Genomic DNA, 12,854 nt, shown 5'->3' on the forward strand with positions numbered 1-12,854 from the left:
TTAACCCTCTACACGCAGCATGTAGTAAGCCTTGTTGATCATCCCGCGATTCTCGGGAGTATCCTGGACTTCTACAGTGTGACCGATGCGACGCAGACCCAAACCTTTAACGCACAATTTGTGGTTAGGGATGCGGCCGGTCATGCTTTTGATCAGCGTTACTTTAACGGTAGCCATGATCAGAAGATCTCCTTGACAGTCAGGCCACGCTTGGCAGCGATGGACTCAGGAGATTGCATAGCCTTCAGACCCTTGAAAGTGGCGTGAACCACGTTTACCGGGTTAGTCGAGCCGTAGCACTTGGCCAGAACGTTCTGAACGCCAGCAACTTCGAGGACAGCACGCATAGCGCCGCCAGCGATGATACCGGTACCTTCAGAAGCAGGCTGCATGTACACCTTCGAAGCGCCGTGAGCGGACTTCATTGCGTACTGCAGAGTGGTGCCGTTCAGATCAACTTGGATCATGTTGCGACGAGCAGCTTCCATTGCCTTCTGGATCGCAGCAGGCACTTCACGTGACTTGCCACGGCCGAAGCCAACACGCCCTTTACCATCACCCACCACGGTCAACGCGGTGAAAGTGAAGATACGGCCGCCTTTAACGGTTTTGGCTACGCGGTTAACTTGAACCAGCTTCTCAATGTAGCCTTCGTCGCGCTTTTGGTCGTTATTTGACATAACTTAGAACTCCAGCCCAGCTTCACGAGCAGCATCAGCCAGCGCTTTCACGCGGCCATGGTACTTGAAGCCAGAGCGGTCGAAAGCCACTTGCGAGACGCCAGCGGCCTTAGCACGCGTAGCGACCAGCTGGCCAACCTTTGTGGCCGCGTCGATGTTGCCAGTGGCACCATCACGCAGTTCTTTATCCAAAGTCGAGGCGCTTGCCAGGACTTTGTTGCCGTCGGCCGAGATGACCTGGGCGTAGATGTGCTGCGACGAGCGGAACACGCAGAGACGCACGACTTCGAGTTCGTGCATTTTCAGGCGTGCTTTGCGAGCGCGACGCAGTCGAGTAACTTTTTTGTCGGTCATTTGCTATGCCCTACTTCTTCTTGGCTTCTTTACGACGGACGACTTCGTCCGCGTAGCGCACACCTTTGCCCTTGTACGGCTCTGGTGGACGGAAGTCGCGGATCTCAGCGGCCACTTGACCTACCAGCTGCTTGTCGATGCCCTTGATCAGGATATCGGTCTGGCTAGGAGTCTCAGCAGTGATGCCCGCTGGCAGTTCGTAATCCACTGGGTGCGAGAAGCCAAGGGCAAGGTTCAAAACCGTGCCTTTTGCTTGCGCTTTGTAACCAACACCGACCAGCTGGAGCTTACGCTCGAAGCCTTGGCTTACGCCTTGGACCATGTTGTTTACCAACGCACGCGTGGTACCGGCCATTGCGCGAGTTTGTTGATCGCCATTGCGAGCAGCGAAACGCAGCTCACCAGCTTCTTCAACGATCTCAACGGACGAATGGATGTTCAGTTCAAGAGTACCCTTGGCACCCTTCACCGAAAGCTGTTGGCCTGCGAATTTGACTTCGACACCGGCTGGCAGCTTAACGGGGTTCTTAGCGACGCGAGACATGCTTATCCCCCCTTAGAACACAGTGCAAAGAACTTCGCCGCCGACACCGGCAGCGCGCGCAGCACGATCCGTCATCACACCTTTGTTGGTGGAGACGATAGACACGCCCAGACCGCCACGAACTTTCGGCAGATCTTCAGCGGACTTGTACTGACGCAGGCCTGGACGGCTAACGCGCTTCACTTCCTCGATGACCGAACGGCCTTCGAAGTACTTCAGCTCGATGGACAGCAGTGGTTTGATTTCGCTGCTGATCTGATAACCCGCAATGTAGCCTTCGTCTTTCAGGACTTTGGCAACAGCCACCTTCAACTTGGAAGATGGCATGCTTACGACGGACTTTTCAGCCATCTGGGCATTACGGATACGAGTTAGCATGTCCGCTAACGGGTCCTGCATACTCATGGGCTAGACGCTCCTAATACAAAAAAATTAGCCTTGCGGCTACATATGTCGCCGAGAATCTCCGAGCACAAAAAACACGGGCTCAGGCGAGCCGCGTATTTTAGACATACTCCAGAAATGAAACAAGCCCCAAAAGGGGCTTGATCCAGATTCAAGGTCACCGGCGGTCAGTATCTTGCGATTCCGACCACCTGGACGTTGAAAGTACTTACCAGCTGGCTTTAACCAGACCTGGTACGTCACCACGCATTGCCGCTTCACGCAGTTTGTTACGGCCGAGGCCGAACTTGCGGTAAACGCCGTGTGGACGACCGGTCAGGCGGCAGCGGTTACGCATGCGCGAAGCGCTTGCGTCACGTGGCTGCTTCTGCAGAGCAACTGTAGCTTCCCAACGCGCTTCTGGACTTGCGTTCAGATCAACGATGATTGCTTTCAGTGCTGCACGCTTCTTGGCGTACTTGGCAACCGTGAGCTGACGCTTCAGCTCGCGGTTTTTCATGCTCATCTTGGCCATGGTCCTACTCCAATCAGTTGCGGAACGGGAATTTGAACGCACGCAGCAGAGCGCGGCCTTCATCATCGTTCTTGGCAGTGGTGGTCAGGGTGATGTCCAGACCGCGGAGAGCATCGATCTTGTCGTAGTCGATTTCCGGGAAGATGATCTGCTCTTTAACGCCCATGCTGTAGTTACCACGACCATCGAAGGACTTGGCATTCAGGCCGCGGAAGTCGCGGACCCGAGGCAGGGAGATCGACAGCAGACGATCCAGGAATTCGTACATACGCTCACGGCGCAGAGTCACTTTGACGCCGATCGGCCAACCTTCACGGACTTTAAAGCCAGCGATGGATTTCCGAGCGTAAGTCACAACGACTTTTTGACCGGTGATCTTTTCCAGGTCAGCAACAGCGTGCTCGATGACTTTTTTGTCGCCGATCGCTTCGCCCAGACCCATGTTCAGGGTGATTTTGGTGACGCGCGGAACTTCCATCACGTTCCCGAGCTTAAGTTCTTCCTTAAGCTTAGGGGCGATTTCCTTCCGGTAAATCTCTTGTAGTCGTGCCATGGTCTAATCTACCTAGCAGTGTTCAAGCATCAACCGCTTTTTGGGTCGACTTGAAGACACGAATTTTCTTACCGTCTTCTACTTTGAAACCAACGCGGTCAGCCTTGTTGGTTTCGCCGTTGAAGATGGCGACGTTAGAAGCGTCCAGCGGAGCTTCTTTCTCGACGATACCGCCCTGCACGCCCGACATCGGGTTAGGCTTGGTATGACGCTTGACCAGGTTCAGACCACCGATAACCAGACGGTTATTAGCGAGAACCTTAAGCACCTTACCGCGCTTACCTTTGTCTTTGCCGGCGATCACGATGATCTCGTCGTCACGACGAATCTTTTGCATGTCGGATCTCCTTACAGCACTTCTGGGGCGAGCGAGACGATCTTCATGAACTTCTCAGTACGAAGTTCACGGGTCACTGGCCCAAAGATACGGGTGCCGATCGGCTCTTGCTTGTTGTTCAGAAGAACAGCAGCGTTGCCATCAAAGCGGATAATGGAGCCATCAGCACGACGTACGCCGTGACGAGTGCGGACTACAACAGCAGTCATCACTTGGCCTTTTTTCACCTTACCGCGAGGAATTGCTTCCTTCACGGTAACTTTGATGATGTCACCGATACCAGCGTAACGACGATGGGAGCCACCCAGCACCTTGATGCACATAACACGGCGAGCGCCGCTGTTATCGGCCACATCGAGCATGGATTGAGTCTGAATCATATAATTTCTCCGACCCCTAGTCCTTAGACTTCCACAGCGCGTTCGAGAACATCAACCAGTGCCCAAGACTTGGTCTTGGCCATCGGACGAGTTTCACGAATAGTGACTTTGTCGCCGATGTGGCACTGATTGGTTTCGTCGTGCGCGTGCAGCTTAGTCGAACGCTTAACATATTTACCGTAGATCGGGTGCTTAACGCGACGCTCGATCAAAACGGTGATGGTTTTGTCCATCTTGTCGCTGACAACACGGCCAGTCAGCGTACGGACAGTCTTTTCGGCTTCAGCCATGATCACTTACCTGCCTGCTGGTTGAGCACAGTCTTCACGCGAGCGATGTCACGCTTAACTTGCGAGAGCAGATGAGACTGCCCCAACTGGCCAGTTGCTTTCTGCATACGCAGATTGAACTGGTCGCGCAGCAGGCCGAGCAGTTGCTCGTTCAGCTGCTGTGCGGATTTTTCACGAAGTTCATTCGCTTTCATCACATCACCGTCCGTTTAACAAAGGAGGTGGCGAGCGGCAGCTTTGCAGCAGCCAGGGCGAAAGCCTCACGCGCCAGCTCTTCAGAAACACCCTCGATTTCATACAGGACTTTGCCTGGCTGAATCTGGGCTACCCAGTATTCCACGTTACCCTTACCTTTACCCATCCGAACCTCGAGAGGTTTTTTGGAGATCGGCTTGTCCGGGAATACACGGATCCAGATCTTGCCGCCACGTTTTACGTGACGGGTCAGAGCACGACGCGCTGACTCGATCTGACGAGCGGTGAGACGACCACGAGCTACAGACTTCAGCGCGAACTCGCCGAAGCTGACTTTGCTACCGCGCTGAGCCAGACCACGGTTGTGGCCTGTCATCTGCTTGCGGAACTTCGTACGCTTAGGTTGCAACATTTGGCGTACCCCTTACTTAGCAGCTTTTTTACGAGGCGCTGGTGCTTGTGGTTTCAGTTCTTCTTGGCGACCACCAATTACTTCGCCTTTGAAGATCCAAACCTTTACACCGATCACACCGTAAGTGGTGTGAGCTTCGTAGTTGGCATAGTCGATGTCGGCACGCAGGGTGTGCAGTGGCACACGACCTTCGCGATACCATTCAGTACGTGCGATTTCAGCACCGCCGAGACGACCGCTCACTTGGATTTTGATGCCTTTGGCACCAATGCGCATGGCGTTCTGTACGGCGCGCTTCATAGCGCGACGGAACATTACGCGACGCTCCAGCTGCTGAGCTACGCTCTGCGCAACCAGCATACCGTCGAGCTCCGGCTTGCGGATCTCTTCGATATTGATGTGCACAGGCACACCCATTTGCTTGGTCAGGTCCTGACGCAGTTTCTCAACATCTTCACCTTTCTTCCCGATAACGATACCTGGACGAGCGGTGTGGATGGTGATACGTGCAGTTTGCGCCGGACGATGGATATCGATACGGCTTACGGACGCGCTTTTTAGTTTGTCTTGGAGATACTCACGCACCTTCAGATCAGCGAACAAGTAGTCCGCATAAGTCCGACCGTCTGCGTACCAGACGGAGGTGTGCTCCTTGACGATTCCCAGGCGAATGCCAATGGGATGTACTTTCTGACCCATCTCTTCGACTCCGTTACTTGTCAGCAACCTTGACAGTGATATGGCAAGACCGCTTGACGATGCGATCAGCACGGCCTTTGGCACGTGGCATGATGCGCTTCAGCGAACGCCCTTCGTTGACGAAAACGGTGCTGACCTTCAGGTCATCAACGTCTGCGCCTTCGTTATGCTCGGCGTTGGCTACGGCCGACTCCAGCACTTTCTTCATGATCTCGGCGGCTTTCTTACTGCTGAAAGCCAACAGGTTGAGCGCTTCGCCCACCTTCTTCCCGCGGATCTGGTCGGCGACCAAGCGGGCTTTCTGGGCGGAGATTCGAGCGCCCGACAACTTAGCGGCTACTTCCATTTCCTAACCCCTTAACGCTTGGCTTTCTTGTCTGCCACGTGCCCACGATAAGTGCGGGTACCGGCAAACTCGCCCAGTTTGTGGCCGACCATGTCTTCGTTAACGAGAACTGGGACGTGTTGACGACCGTTGTGTACTGCGATGGTCAGACCGACCATTTGTGGCAGGATCATCGAACGACGCGACCAGGTCTTAACTGGTTTGCGATCGTTCTTTTCCGCCGCCACTTCGATCTTCTTCAGTAGGTGAAGATCAATAAAAGGACCTTTTTTCAGAGAACGTGGCACTGTCGTATCCCTCTATTTACTTGCGACGACGGACGATCATTTTGTCGGTACGCTTATTACCACGAGTCTTCGCGCCCTTAGTCGGGAAGCCCCATGGCGATACCGGATGACGACCACCAGAGGTACGACCTTCACCACCACCGTGTGGGTGGTCAACCGGGTTCATGGCAACACCACGAACGGTTGGGCGAACGCCACGCCAGCGTTTGGCACCAGCTTTACCCAACGAACGCAGGCTGTGCTCGGAGTTCGAGACTTCGCCCAGGGTCGCACGGCATTCAGCCAGTACTTTACGCATCTCACCAGAACGCAGACGCAGGGTCACGTAGACACCTTCACGAGCGATCAACTGAGCCGAAGCACCAGCGGAACGAGCGATCTGTGCGCCTTTACCTGGCTTCAATTCGATGCCGTGTACGGTGCTACCAACTGGAATGTTACGCAGTTGCAGAGCGTTGCCCGGCTTGATCGGTGCCAGAGCACCTGCGATCAGCTGGTCGCCAGCACTCACGCCTTTAGGGGCGATGATGTAGCGACGCTCGCCATCTGCGTACAGCAGCAGAGCGATGTGAGCAGTACGGTTTGGATCGTATTCGATACGCTCGACAGTGGCAGCGATGCCATCTTTGTCGTTGCGACGGAAGTCGACCAGACGATAATGCTGCTTATGGCCACCACCGATGTGACGAGTGGTAATACGACCATTGTTGTTACGACCACCAGACTTCGATTTTTTCTCGAGCAGCGGTGCGTGAGGAGCGCCTTTATGCAGCTCCTGGTTGACCACCTTGACCACAAAACGGCGGCCAGGGGAAGTCGGTTTGCATTTAACGATTGCCATGATGCACCCCTTCCTTACTCAGCACTGCTGCTGAAATCGAGATCTTGGCCTGGCTGAAGGGAGATAACTGCCTTCTTCCAGTCATTACGCTTGCCCAGACCGCGAGCAGTGCGCTTGCTCTTACCCAGAACATTCAGGGTAGTAACACGCTCTACTTTCACGCTGAACAGGCTTTCGACGGCCTTCTTGATTTCCAGCTTGGTTGCGTCAGTTGCAACCTTGAAAACGAACTGGCCTTTCTTGTCAGCCAGAACCGTAGCCTTTTCGGAAACGTGCGGGCCAAGCAGAACTTTAAATACGCGTTCCTGGTTCATCCCAGCAGCTCCTCGAATTTCTTCACGGCCGACACGGTGATCAACACCTTGTCGTATGCGATCAGACTAACTGGATCGGAACCTTGCACGTCACGTACATCAACGTGTGGCAGGTTGCGAGCAGCCAGGTACAGGTTCTGATCAACAGCTTCGGACACGATCAAAACGTCGGTCAGGCTCATGTTGTTCAGTTTGCCCAGCAGATCTTTGGTTTTTGGACTTTCAACAGCGAAGTCCTGAACCACGACCAGACGATCAGTACGCACGAGTTCAGCAAGGATGGAGCGCAGTGCTGCGCGGTACATCTTCTTGTTGAGCTTCTGAGAGTGATCCTGTGGACGAGCTGCGAAAGTGGTACCGCCGCCACGCCAGATTGGGCTACGGATAGTACCGGCACGAGCACGGCCAGTGCCTTTCTGACGCCAAGGGCGCTTACCGCCACCACGTACGTCGGAACGGGTCTTTTGCTGCTTGCTACCTTGACGGCCGCCGGCCATGTAGGCCACGACTGCTTGGTGAACGAGCGTCTCGTTGAATTCGCCGCCAAATGTCAGTTCGGAAACTTCGATCGCTTGAGCGTCATTTACATTTAATTGCATGTCAGCTTCCCCTTAACCGCGAGCCTTGGCCGCTGGACGTACAACCAGGTTGCCGCCAGTAGCGCCAGGAACAGCACCCTTGACCAACAACAGATTGCGTTCAGCGTCGACGCGCACTACTTCGAGGGACTGCACGGTCACGCGCTCAGCGCCCATATGACCGGACATTTTTTTGCCCTTGAATACACGACCAGGAGTCTGGCACTGGCCAATAGAGCCCGGGACGCGGTGGGAAACGGAGTTACCGTGAGTGTTGTCTTGACCACGGAAATTCCAACGCTTGATCGTACCCTGGAAGCCTTTACCCTTGGACTGACCGGTTACATCAACCAGTTGACCAGCGGCGAAGATTTCAGCGTTGATCAGATCGCCAGCCTGGTAGTCGCCGTCTTCAAGACGGAACTCCATGACAGTACGACCAGCTGCAACGTTTGCTTTAGCGAAGTGACCTGCTTGAGCAGCAGTCACGCGCGAAGCACGACGCTCGCCGACAGTGACTTGCACTGCACGATAGCCATCGGTTTCTTCAGTTTTGAACTGGGTGACGCGATTCGGTTCGATCTCAATGACCGTGACCGGAATGGAGACACCTTCTTCGGTGAAAATACGGGTCATACCGCATTTACGACCGACTACACCAATAGTCATGTTGTAAACCTCATGAGTGTACGGGGCTTTCACCCGCTATGGCCGCCCATTTCAGAGCGTTACACGACTAAGACCCAAGTCTTAGCCGAGGCTGATCTGTACTTCCACACCGGCCGCCAGATCGAGCTTCATAAGTGCATCAACGGTTTTATCCGTTGGCTGGACGATGTCCAGTACGCGCTTATGAGTACGGATCTCGTACTGGTCACGCGCGTCTTTGTTGACGTGCGGGGAGACCAGAACGGTGAACCGCTCTTTACGGGTAGGCAGTGGAATTGGACCACGCACTTGAGCACCAGTACGTTTCGCGGTTTCCACGATTTCCTGGGTGGATTGGTCGATCAGGCGATGGTCAAAAGCCTTCAACCTGATACGGATTTGCTGATTTTGCATTGGATTTCAGACTCCGGCTGCTATTCCCACCGGGCGCAATACGCCCGTTAAAAGGAGGCGCAATTCTATAGACGCCCTAGATAGGTGTCAACCCAATAAAAAAGGCCCCCGCTAAGCGGGGGCCTTTTCAAAACATCAGAGCTCACTCAAAAGAGAGATTACTCGATGATTTTAGCTACAACGCCAGCACCAACGGTACGGCCGCCTTCACGGATAGCGAAGCGCAGACCGTCTTCCATTGCGATGGTTTTGATCAGGGTAACAGTCATTTGAATGTTATCGCCTGGCATTACCATTTCAACGCCTTCTGGCAATTCGCAGTTACCGGTCACGTCAGTAGTACGGAAGTAGAACTGTGGACGGTAGCCTTTGAAGAACGGAGTATGACGGCCGCCTTCTTCTTTGCTCAGAACGTAAACTTCTGCGGTGAACTTGGTGTGCGGCTTGACCGAACCCGGCTTAACCAGAACCTGGCCACGCTCAACGTCGTCACGCTTGGTACCACGCAGCAGAACGCCGCAGTTCTCGCCAGCACGACCTTCGTCGAGCAGTTTGCGGAACATTTCAACACCGGTGCAGGTGGTGACAGTAGTGTCACGCAGACCAACGATTTCCAGTGGATCCTGAACGCGAACGATACCGCGCTCGATACGACCAGTCACAACAGTACCGCGACCGGAGATCGAGAATACGTCTTCGATTGGCATCAGGAACGGCTTGTCGGTCAGACGAACTGGTTCTGGGATGTAGCTGTCCAGAGTTTCAACCAGTTTACGAACGGCAGTGGTGCCCATTTCGTTTTCGTCGTTGCCTTCCAGAGCCATACGAGCAGAACCGATGATGATCGGAGTGTCGTCGCCCGGGAAGTCGTAAGTGCTCAGCAGATCGCGCACTTCCATCTCAACCAGTTCCAGCAGCTCAGCGTCGTCTACCAGGTCAGCCTTGTTCAGGAAAACCACGATGTACGGAACGCCAACCTGGCGGGACAGCAGGATGTGCTCACGGGTTTGTGGCATCGGACCATCAGCGGCCGAGCAAACCAGGATAGCGCCGTCCATCTGGGCAGCACCAGTGATCATGTTCTTCACGTAGTCAGCGTGACCTGGGCAGTCAACGTGAGCGTAGTGACGAATAGTCGAGTTGTACTCAACGTGCGCGGTGTTGATGGTGATACCACGAGCTTTTTCTTCTGGTGCGCTGTCGATCTTGTCGAAGTCAACACGAGCCGAACCGAAAACTTCGGAGCAGACGCGAGTCAGAGCAGCGGTCAGAGTGGTTTTACCGTGGTCAACGTGGCCGATGGTGCCAACGTTTACGTGCGGTAGGGAACGATCAAATTTTTCTTTAGCCACGACAATTAACTCCTTGCCTAAAGGACTGAATCAGCCTTGTTTTTTGGATACAGTTTCAGCGATGTGCGCCGGAGCTGTGTTGTATTTTTTGAATTCCATAGAGTAGCTTGCGCGACCCTGGGACATGGAGCGAACGTCGGTCGCATAACCGAACATCTCACCCAACGGAACCTCGGCGCGAATCACTTTGCCGGAAACCGTGTCTTCCATACCCAAGATCATGCCGCGACGACGGTTAAGGTCGCCCATGACATCACCCATATAGTCTTCAGGTGTAACAACTTCTACCGCCATGATTGGCTCAAGCAACTCACCACCGCCCTTCTGGGCCAGTTGCTTGGTTGCCATGGAAGCAGCCACCTTAAACGCCATCTCGTTGGAGTCGACGTCGTGGTAAGAACCGTCAAAAACGGTTGCTTTCAGGCCGATCAGCGGATAGCCGGCAACAACACCGTTCTTCATCTGCTCTTCGATACCCTTCTGGATAGCAGGGATGTATTCCTTAGGAACAACACCACCTACTACTTCGTTCACGAATTGCAGACCTTCCTGACCTTCGTCAGCAGGAGCAAAACGGATCCAGCAGTGACCGAACTGACCACGACCGCCGGATTGACGAACGAACTTGCCTTCGATTTCACAGTTCTTCGTGATGCGCTCACGATAGGAAACCTGAGGCTTACCGATGTTGGCTTCGACGTTGAACTCACGGCGCATCCGGTCAACCAGGATGTCCAAGTGCAGCTCGCCCATGCCGGAGATGATCGTTTGACCAGTCTCTTCATCAGTCTTGACGCGGAAAGATGGATCTTCCTGAGCAAGCTTGCCCAGAGCGATACCCATTTTTTCCTGGTCATCCTTGGTCTTAGGCTCTACGGCAACCGAAATAACCGGCTCCGGGAAGTCCATGCGAACCAGGATGATTGGCTTGGCAGCGTCGCACAAAGTCTCACCAGTGGTGACGTCCTTCATGCCGATCAGGGCCGCGATGTCACCAGCGCGTACTTCCTTGATCTCTTCACGGGCGTTTGCGTGCATTTGCACCATACGACCCACGCGCTCTTTCTTGCCTTTAACCGAGTTGATCACGCCGTCGCCGGAGGCCAACACGCCCGAGTAAACGCGAACGAAGGTCAAAGTACCCACGAATGGGTCGGTAGCGATCTTGAACGCCAGAGCCGAGAACGGCTCGTTGTCATCGGCGTGACGCTCCATTTCTTCTTCCTCGTTATCAGGGTTGGAACCCTTGATAGCAGGAATGTCGGTTGGAGCAGGCAGGTAGTCGATAACGGCGTCGAGAACCAGGGGAACACCCTTGTTCTTGAACGAGGAACCGCAAACAGCCAAGACGATCTCACCAGCGATAGTACGCTGACGCAGAGCGGCCTTGATTTCCACGTTGGTGAGCTCTTCACCTTCGAGGTATTTGTTCATCAGCTCTTCGCTGGCTTCGGCAGCAGCCTCAACCATGTTGTTGCGCCACTCATCAGCCAGTTCCTGAAGTTCTTCAGGGATAGGCTTACGAACAGGAACCATACCCTTGTCGGAATCATTCCAGTAAACAGCTTCCATGTTGATCAGATCGATCTGACCCTGGAAGTTGTCTTCGGAACCGATAGCCAACTGGATAGGCACCGGAGTGTGACCCAGACGCTGCTTGATCTGACCGATCACGCGCAGGAAGTTGGCACCAGCACGGTCCATCTTGTTTACATAAACAAGACGTGGAACACCGTACTTGTTGGCTTGACGCCATACGGTTTCCGACTGAGGCTCAACACCCGAGGTGCCGCAGAACACAACGACAGCGCCGTCGAGTACGCGCAGGGAACGTTCAACTTCAATGGTGAAGTCTACGTGGCCCGGGGTATCGATTACGTTGAAGCGATGCTCGTCTTTGTACTGCTTCTCGGAACCTTTCCAGAAGGCGGTAATAGCAGCAGAAGTAATGGTAATACCACGCTCCTGCTCCTGAACCATCCAGTCCGTGGTCGCGGCGCCGTCATGCACCTCGCCCATTTTGTGACTTTTGCCGGTGTAAAACAGTACGCGCTCGGTGGTGGTGGTTTTACCAGCATCCACGTGAGCGACGATACCGATGTTACGGTAGCGGCTAATCGGAGTAGTACGAGCCATAAAGCCCTCGCAAAATTAGTGAAGCTAAAATTAGAAGCGGTAGTGCGAGAAAGCTTTGTTGGCTTCAGCCATACGGTGCACGTCTTCACGCTTCTTAACAGCAGCACCTTTACCTTCAGCAGCGTCCAACAGTTCGCCGGCCAAACGCAGAGCCATAGACTTCTCGCCGCGCTTACGGGCGAAGTCTACCAACCAGCGCATTGCCAGAGCGTTACGACGGGACGGGCGAACTTCAACCGGAACCTGGTAAGTAGCACCGCCTACACGGCGCGACTTCACTTCGACCAGCGGAGCGATGGCGTCGAGAGCTTTCTCGAAGATTTCCAGGGGGTCGCTGTTCTTGCGTTCTTTAACCTTTTCCAGCGCGCCATAAACGATACGCTCGGCAACGGCTTTCTTGCCGCTTTCCATCACGTGGTTCATGAACTTGGCCAGGATTTGGCTTCCGTATTTTGGATCGTCAAGCACTTCGCGCTTGGCTGCTACGCGTCTTCTTGGCATGGATAAGCCCTCAAACGGTCTTCAGGTTCGCTCGGAATCGGTGCCCTTTCGGGACGCCTCCGACCTTACTCTTA

The 12,854-nt window shown here is 54.2% G+C and carries 23 protein-coding genes; all 23 read right to left on the reverse strand.

The annotated features are described in order from the left end of the window. A complete protein-coding gene (gene rpmD, locus ACP7CZ_RS26335; RefSeq protein WP_003176408.1) occupies positions 1-177 on the reverse strand; it encodes a 50S ribosomal protein L30 in 177 nt (58 codons plus the stop codon). A 2-nt stretch (positions 178-179) separates the two neighbouring features. Further along, on the reverse strand, positions 180-680 hold the full coding sequence (rpsE, locus tag ACP7CZ_RS26340) for a 30S ribosomal protein S5 (RefSeq protein WP_003176409.1): 501 nt from the start codon (positions 678-680) through the stop codon (positions 180-182). A gap of 3 nt (positions 681-683) precedes the next feature. Next, positions 684-1,034 (reverse strand): 50S ribosomal protein L18, encoded by a 351-nt coding sequence (rplR, locus tag ACP7CZ_RS26345; protein ID WP_003186037.1) that lies wholly within the window; start codon positions 1,032-1,034, stop codon positions 684-686. A 10-nt stretch (positions 1,035-1,044) separates the two neighbouring features. Next, positions 1,045-1,578 carry a 50S ribosomal protein L6 gene (gene rplF / locus ACP7CZ_RS26350; RefSeq protein ID WP_003194640.1) on the reverse strand — a complete coding sequence of 178 codons (534 nt, stop codon included), beginning with the start codon at positions 1,576-1,578 and terminating at the stop codon, positions 1,045-1,047. A 12-nt stretch (positions 1,579-1,590) separates the two neighbouring features. Beyond that, positions 1,591-1,983, reverse strand: coding sequence for a 30S ribosomal protein S8 (rpsH, locus tag ACP7CZ_RS26355; protein ID WP_003176413.1), 393 nt, complete (start codon positions 1,981-1,983; stop codon positions 1,591-1,593). Between the two features lie 208 nt (positions 1,984-2,191). Beyond that, entirely contained in the window at positions 2,192-2,497 is a 306-nt protein-coding gene (rpsN, locus tag ACP7CZ_RS26360) for a 30S ribosomal protein S14 (RefSeq protein ID WP_003176414.1), read from the reverse strand. A 13-nt stretch (positions 2,498-2,510) separates the two neighbouring features. Further along, positions 2,511-3,050: a 50S ribosomal protein L5 gene (gene rplE / locus ACP7CZ_RS26365; RefSeq protein ID WP_003194642.1), complete on the reverse strand. Its 540-nt coding sequence runs from the start codon at positions 3,048-3,050 to the stop codon at positions 2,511-2,513. Between the two features lie 22 nt (positions 3,051-3,072). Next, on the reverse strand, positions 3,073-3,387 hold the full coding sequence (rplX, locus tag ACP7CZ_RS26370) for a 50S ribosomal protein L24 (RefSeq protein WP_003176416.1): 315 nt from the start codon (positions 3,385-3,387) through the stop codon (positions 3,073-3,075). 11 nt (positions 3,388-3,398) lie between these two features. Further along, positions 3,399-3,767, reverse strand: a complete 369-nt coding sequence (gene rplN, locus ACP7CZ_RS26375; RefSeq protein WP_002555479.1) for a 50S ribosomal protein L14 — start codon at positions 3,765-3,767, stop codon at positions 3,399-3,401. Positions 3,768-3,790: 23 nt separating this feature from the next. Continuing rightward, the gene (gene rpsQ / locus ACP7CZ_RS26380) at positions 3,791-4,057 is read right to left on the reverse strand and encodes a 30S ribosomal protein S17 (RefSeq protein WP_003194644.1); all 267 of its coding nucleotides are present in this window, start codon (positions 4,055-4,057) and stop codon (positions 3,791-3,793) included. 2 nt (positions 4,058-4,059) lie between these two features. Next, entirely contained in the window at positions 4,060-4,251 is a 192-nt protein-coding gene (rpmC, locus tag ACP7CZ_RS26385) for a 50S ribosomal protein L29 (protein WP_002555481.1), read from the reverse strand. Next, the gene (gene rplP / locus ACP7CZ_RS26390; protein WP_003176421.1) at positions 4,251-4,664 is read right to left on the reverse strand and encodes a 50S ribosomal protein L16; all 414 of its coding nucleotides are present in this window, start codon (positions 4,662-4,664) and stop codon (positions 4,251-4,253) included. The genes rpmC and rplP overlap by 1 nt, the downstream gene beginning before the upstream one ends. A 12-nt stretch (positions 4,665-4,676) precedes the next feature. Next, entirely contained in the window at positions 4,677-5,363 is a 687-nt protein-coding gene (gene rpsC / locus ACP7CZ_RS26395; RefSeq protein WP_003176422.1) for a 30S ribosomal protein S3, read from the reverse strand. A 13-nt stretch (positions 5,364-5,376) separates the two neighbouring features. Continuing rightward, positions 5,377-5,709 (reverse strand): 50S ribosomal protein L22, encoded by a 333-nt coding sequence (gene rplV / locus ACP7CZ_RS26400; protein ID WP_003103908.1) that lies wholly within the window; start codon positions 5,707-5,709, stop codon positions 5,377-5,379. A gap of 11 nt (positions 5,710-5,720) precedes the next feature. Further along, a complete protein-coding gene (gene rpsS, locus ACP7CZ_RS26405; protein WP_002555486.1) occupies positions 5,721-5,996 on the reverse strand; it encodes a 30S ribosomal protein S19 in 276 nt (91 codons plus the stop codon). Between the two features lie 16 nt (positions 5,997-6,012). Beyond that, positions 6,013-6,837 carry a 50S ribosomal protein L2 gene (rplB, locus tag ACP7CZ_RS26410; RefSeq protein WP_003186055.1) on the reverse strand — a complete coding sequence of 275 codons (825 nt, stop codon included), beginning with the start codon at positions 6,835-6,837 and terminating at the stop codon, positions 6,013-6,015. 14 nt (positions 6,838-6,851) lie between these two features. Continuing rightward, on the reverse strand, positions 6,852-7,151 hold the full coding sequence (gene rplW, locus ACP7CZ_RS26415) for a 50S ribosomal protein L23 (protein WP_002555488.1): 300 nt from the start codon (positions 7,149-7,151) through the stop codon (positions 6,852-6,854). Further along, the gene (rplD, locus tag ACP7CZ_RS26420) at positions 7,148-7,750 is read right to left on the reverse strand and encodes a 50S ribosomal protein L4 (RefSeq protein WP_003176424.1); all 603 of its coding nucleotides are present in this window, start codon (positions 7,748-7,750) and stop codon (positions 7,148-7,150) included. The genes rplW and rplD overlap by 4 nt, the downstream gene beginning before the upstream one ends. 12 nt (positions 7,751-7,762) lie before the next feature. Continuing rightward, the gene (gene rplC, locus ACP7CZ_RS26425; RefSeq protein ID WP_003194649.1) at positions 7,763-8,398 is read right to left on the reverse strand and encodes a 50S ribosomal protein L3; all 636 of its coding nucleotides are present in this window, start codon (positions 8,396-8,398) and stop codon (positions 7,763-7,765) included. An 81-nt stretch (positions 8,399-8,479) separates the two neighbouring features. Then, positions 8,480-8,791, reverse strand: coding sequence for a 30S ribosomal protein S10 (gene rpsJ, locus ACP7CZ_RS26430; protein WP_003186070.1), 312 nt, complete (start codon positions 8,789-8,791; stop codon positions 8,480-8,482). 158 nt (positions 8,792-8,949) lie between these two features. Further along, positions 8,950-10,143 carry an elongation factor Tu gene (gene tuf, locus ACP7CZ_RS26435; RefSeq protein WP_005791980.1) on the reverse strand — a complete coding sequence of 398 codons (1,194 nt, stop codon included), beginning with the start codon at positions 10,141-10,143 and terminating at the stop codon, positions 8,950-8,952. Between the two features lie 30 nt (positions 10,144-10,173). After that, the gene (gene fusA, locus ACP7CZ_RS26440; protein WP_003194651.1) at positions 10,174-12,279 is read right to left on the reverse strand and encodes an elongation factor G; all 2,106 of its coding nucleotides are present in this window, start codon (positions 12,277-12,279) and stop codon (positions 10,174-10,176) included. A 30-nt stretch (positions 12,280-12,309) separates the two neighbouring features. Continuing rightward, positions 12,310-12,780, reverse strand: a complete 471-nt coding sequence (gene rpsG / locus ACP7CZ_RS26445) for a 30S ribosomal protein S7 (RefSeq protein WP_002555493.1) — start codon at positions 12,778-12,780, stop codon at positions 12,310-12,312. Positions 12,781-12,854: the final 74 nt, after the last annotated feature.

Source organism: Pseudomonas sp. DWP2-2 (assembly GCF_049897065.1).
Taxonomy (GTDB): Bacteria; Pseudomonadota; Gammaproteobacteria; order Pseudomonadales; family Pseudomonadaceae; genus Aquipseudomonas; species Aquipseudomonas paracarnis.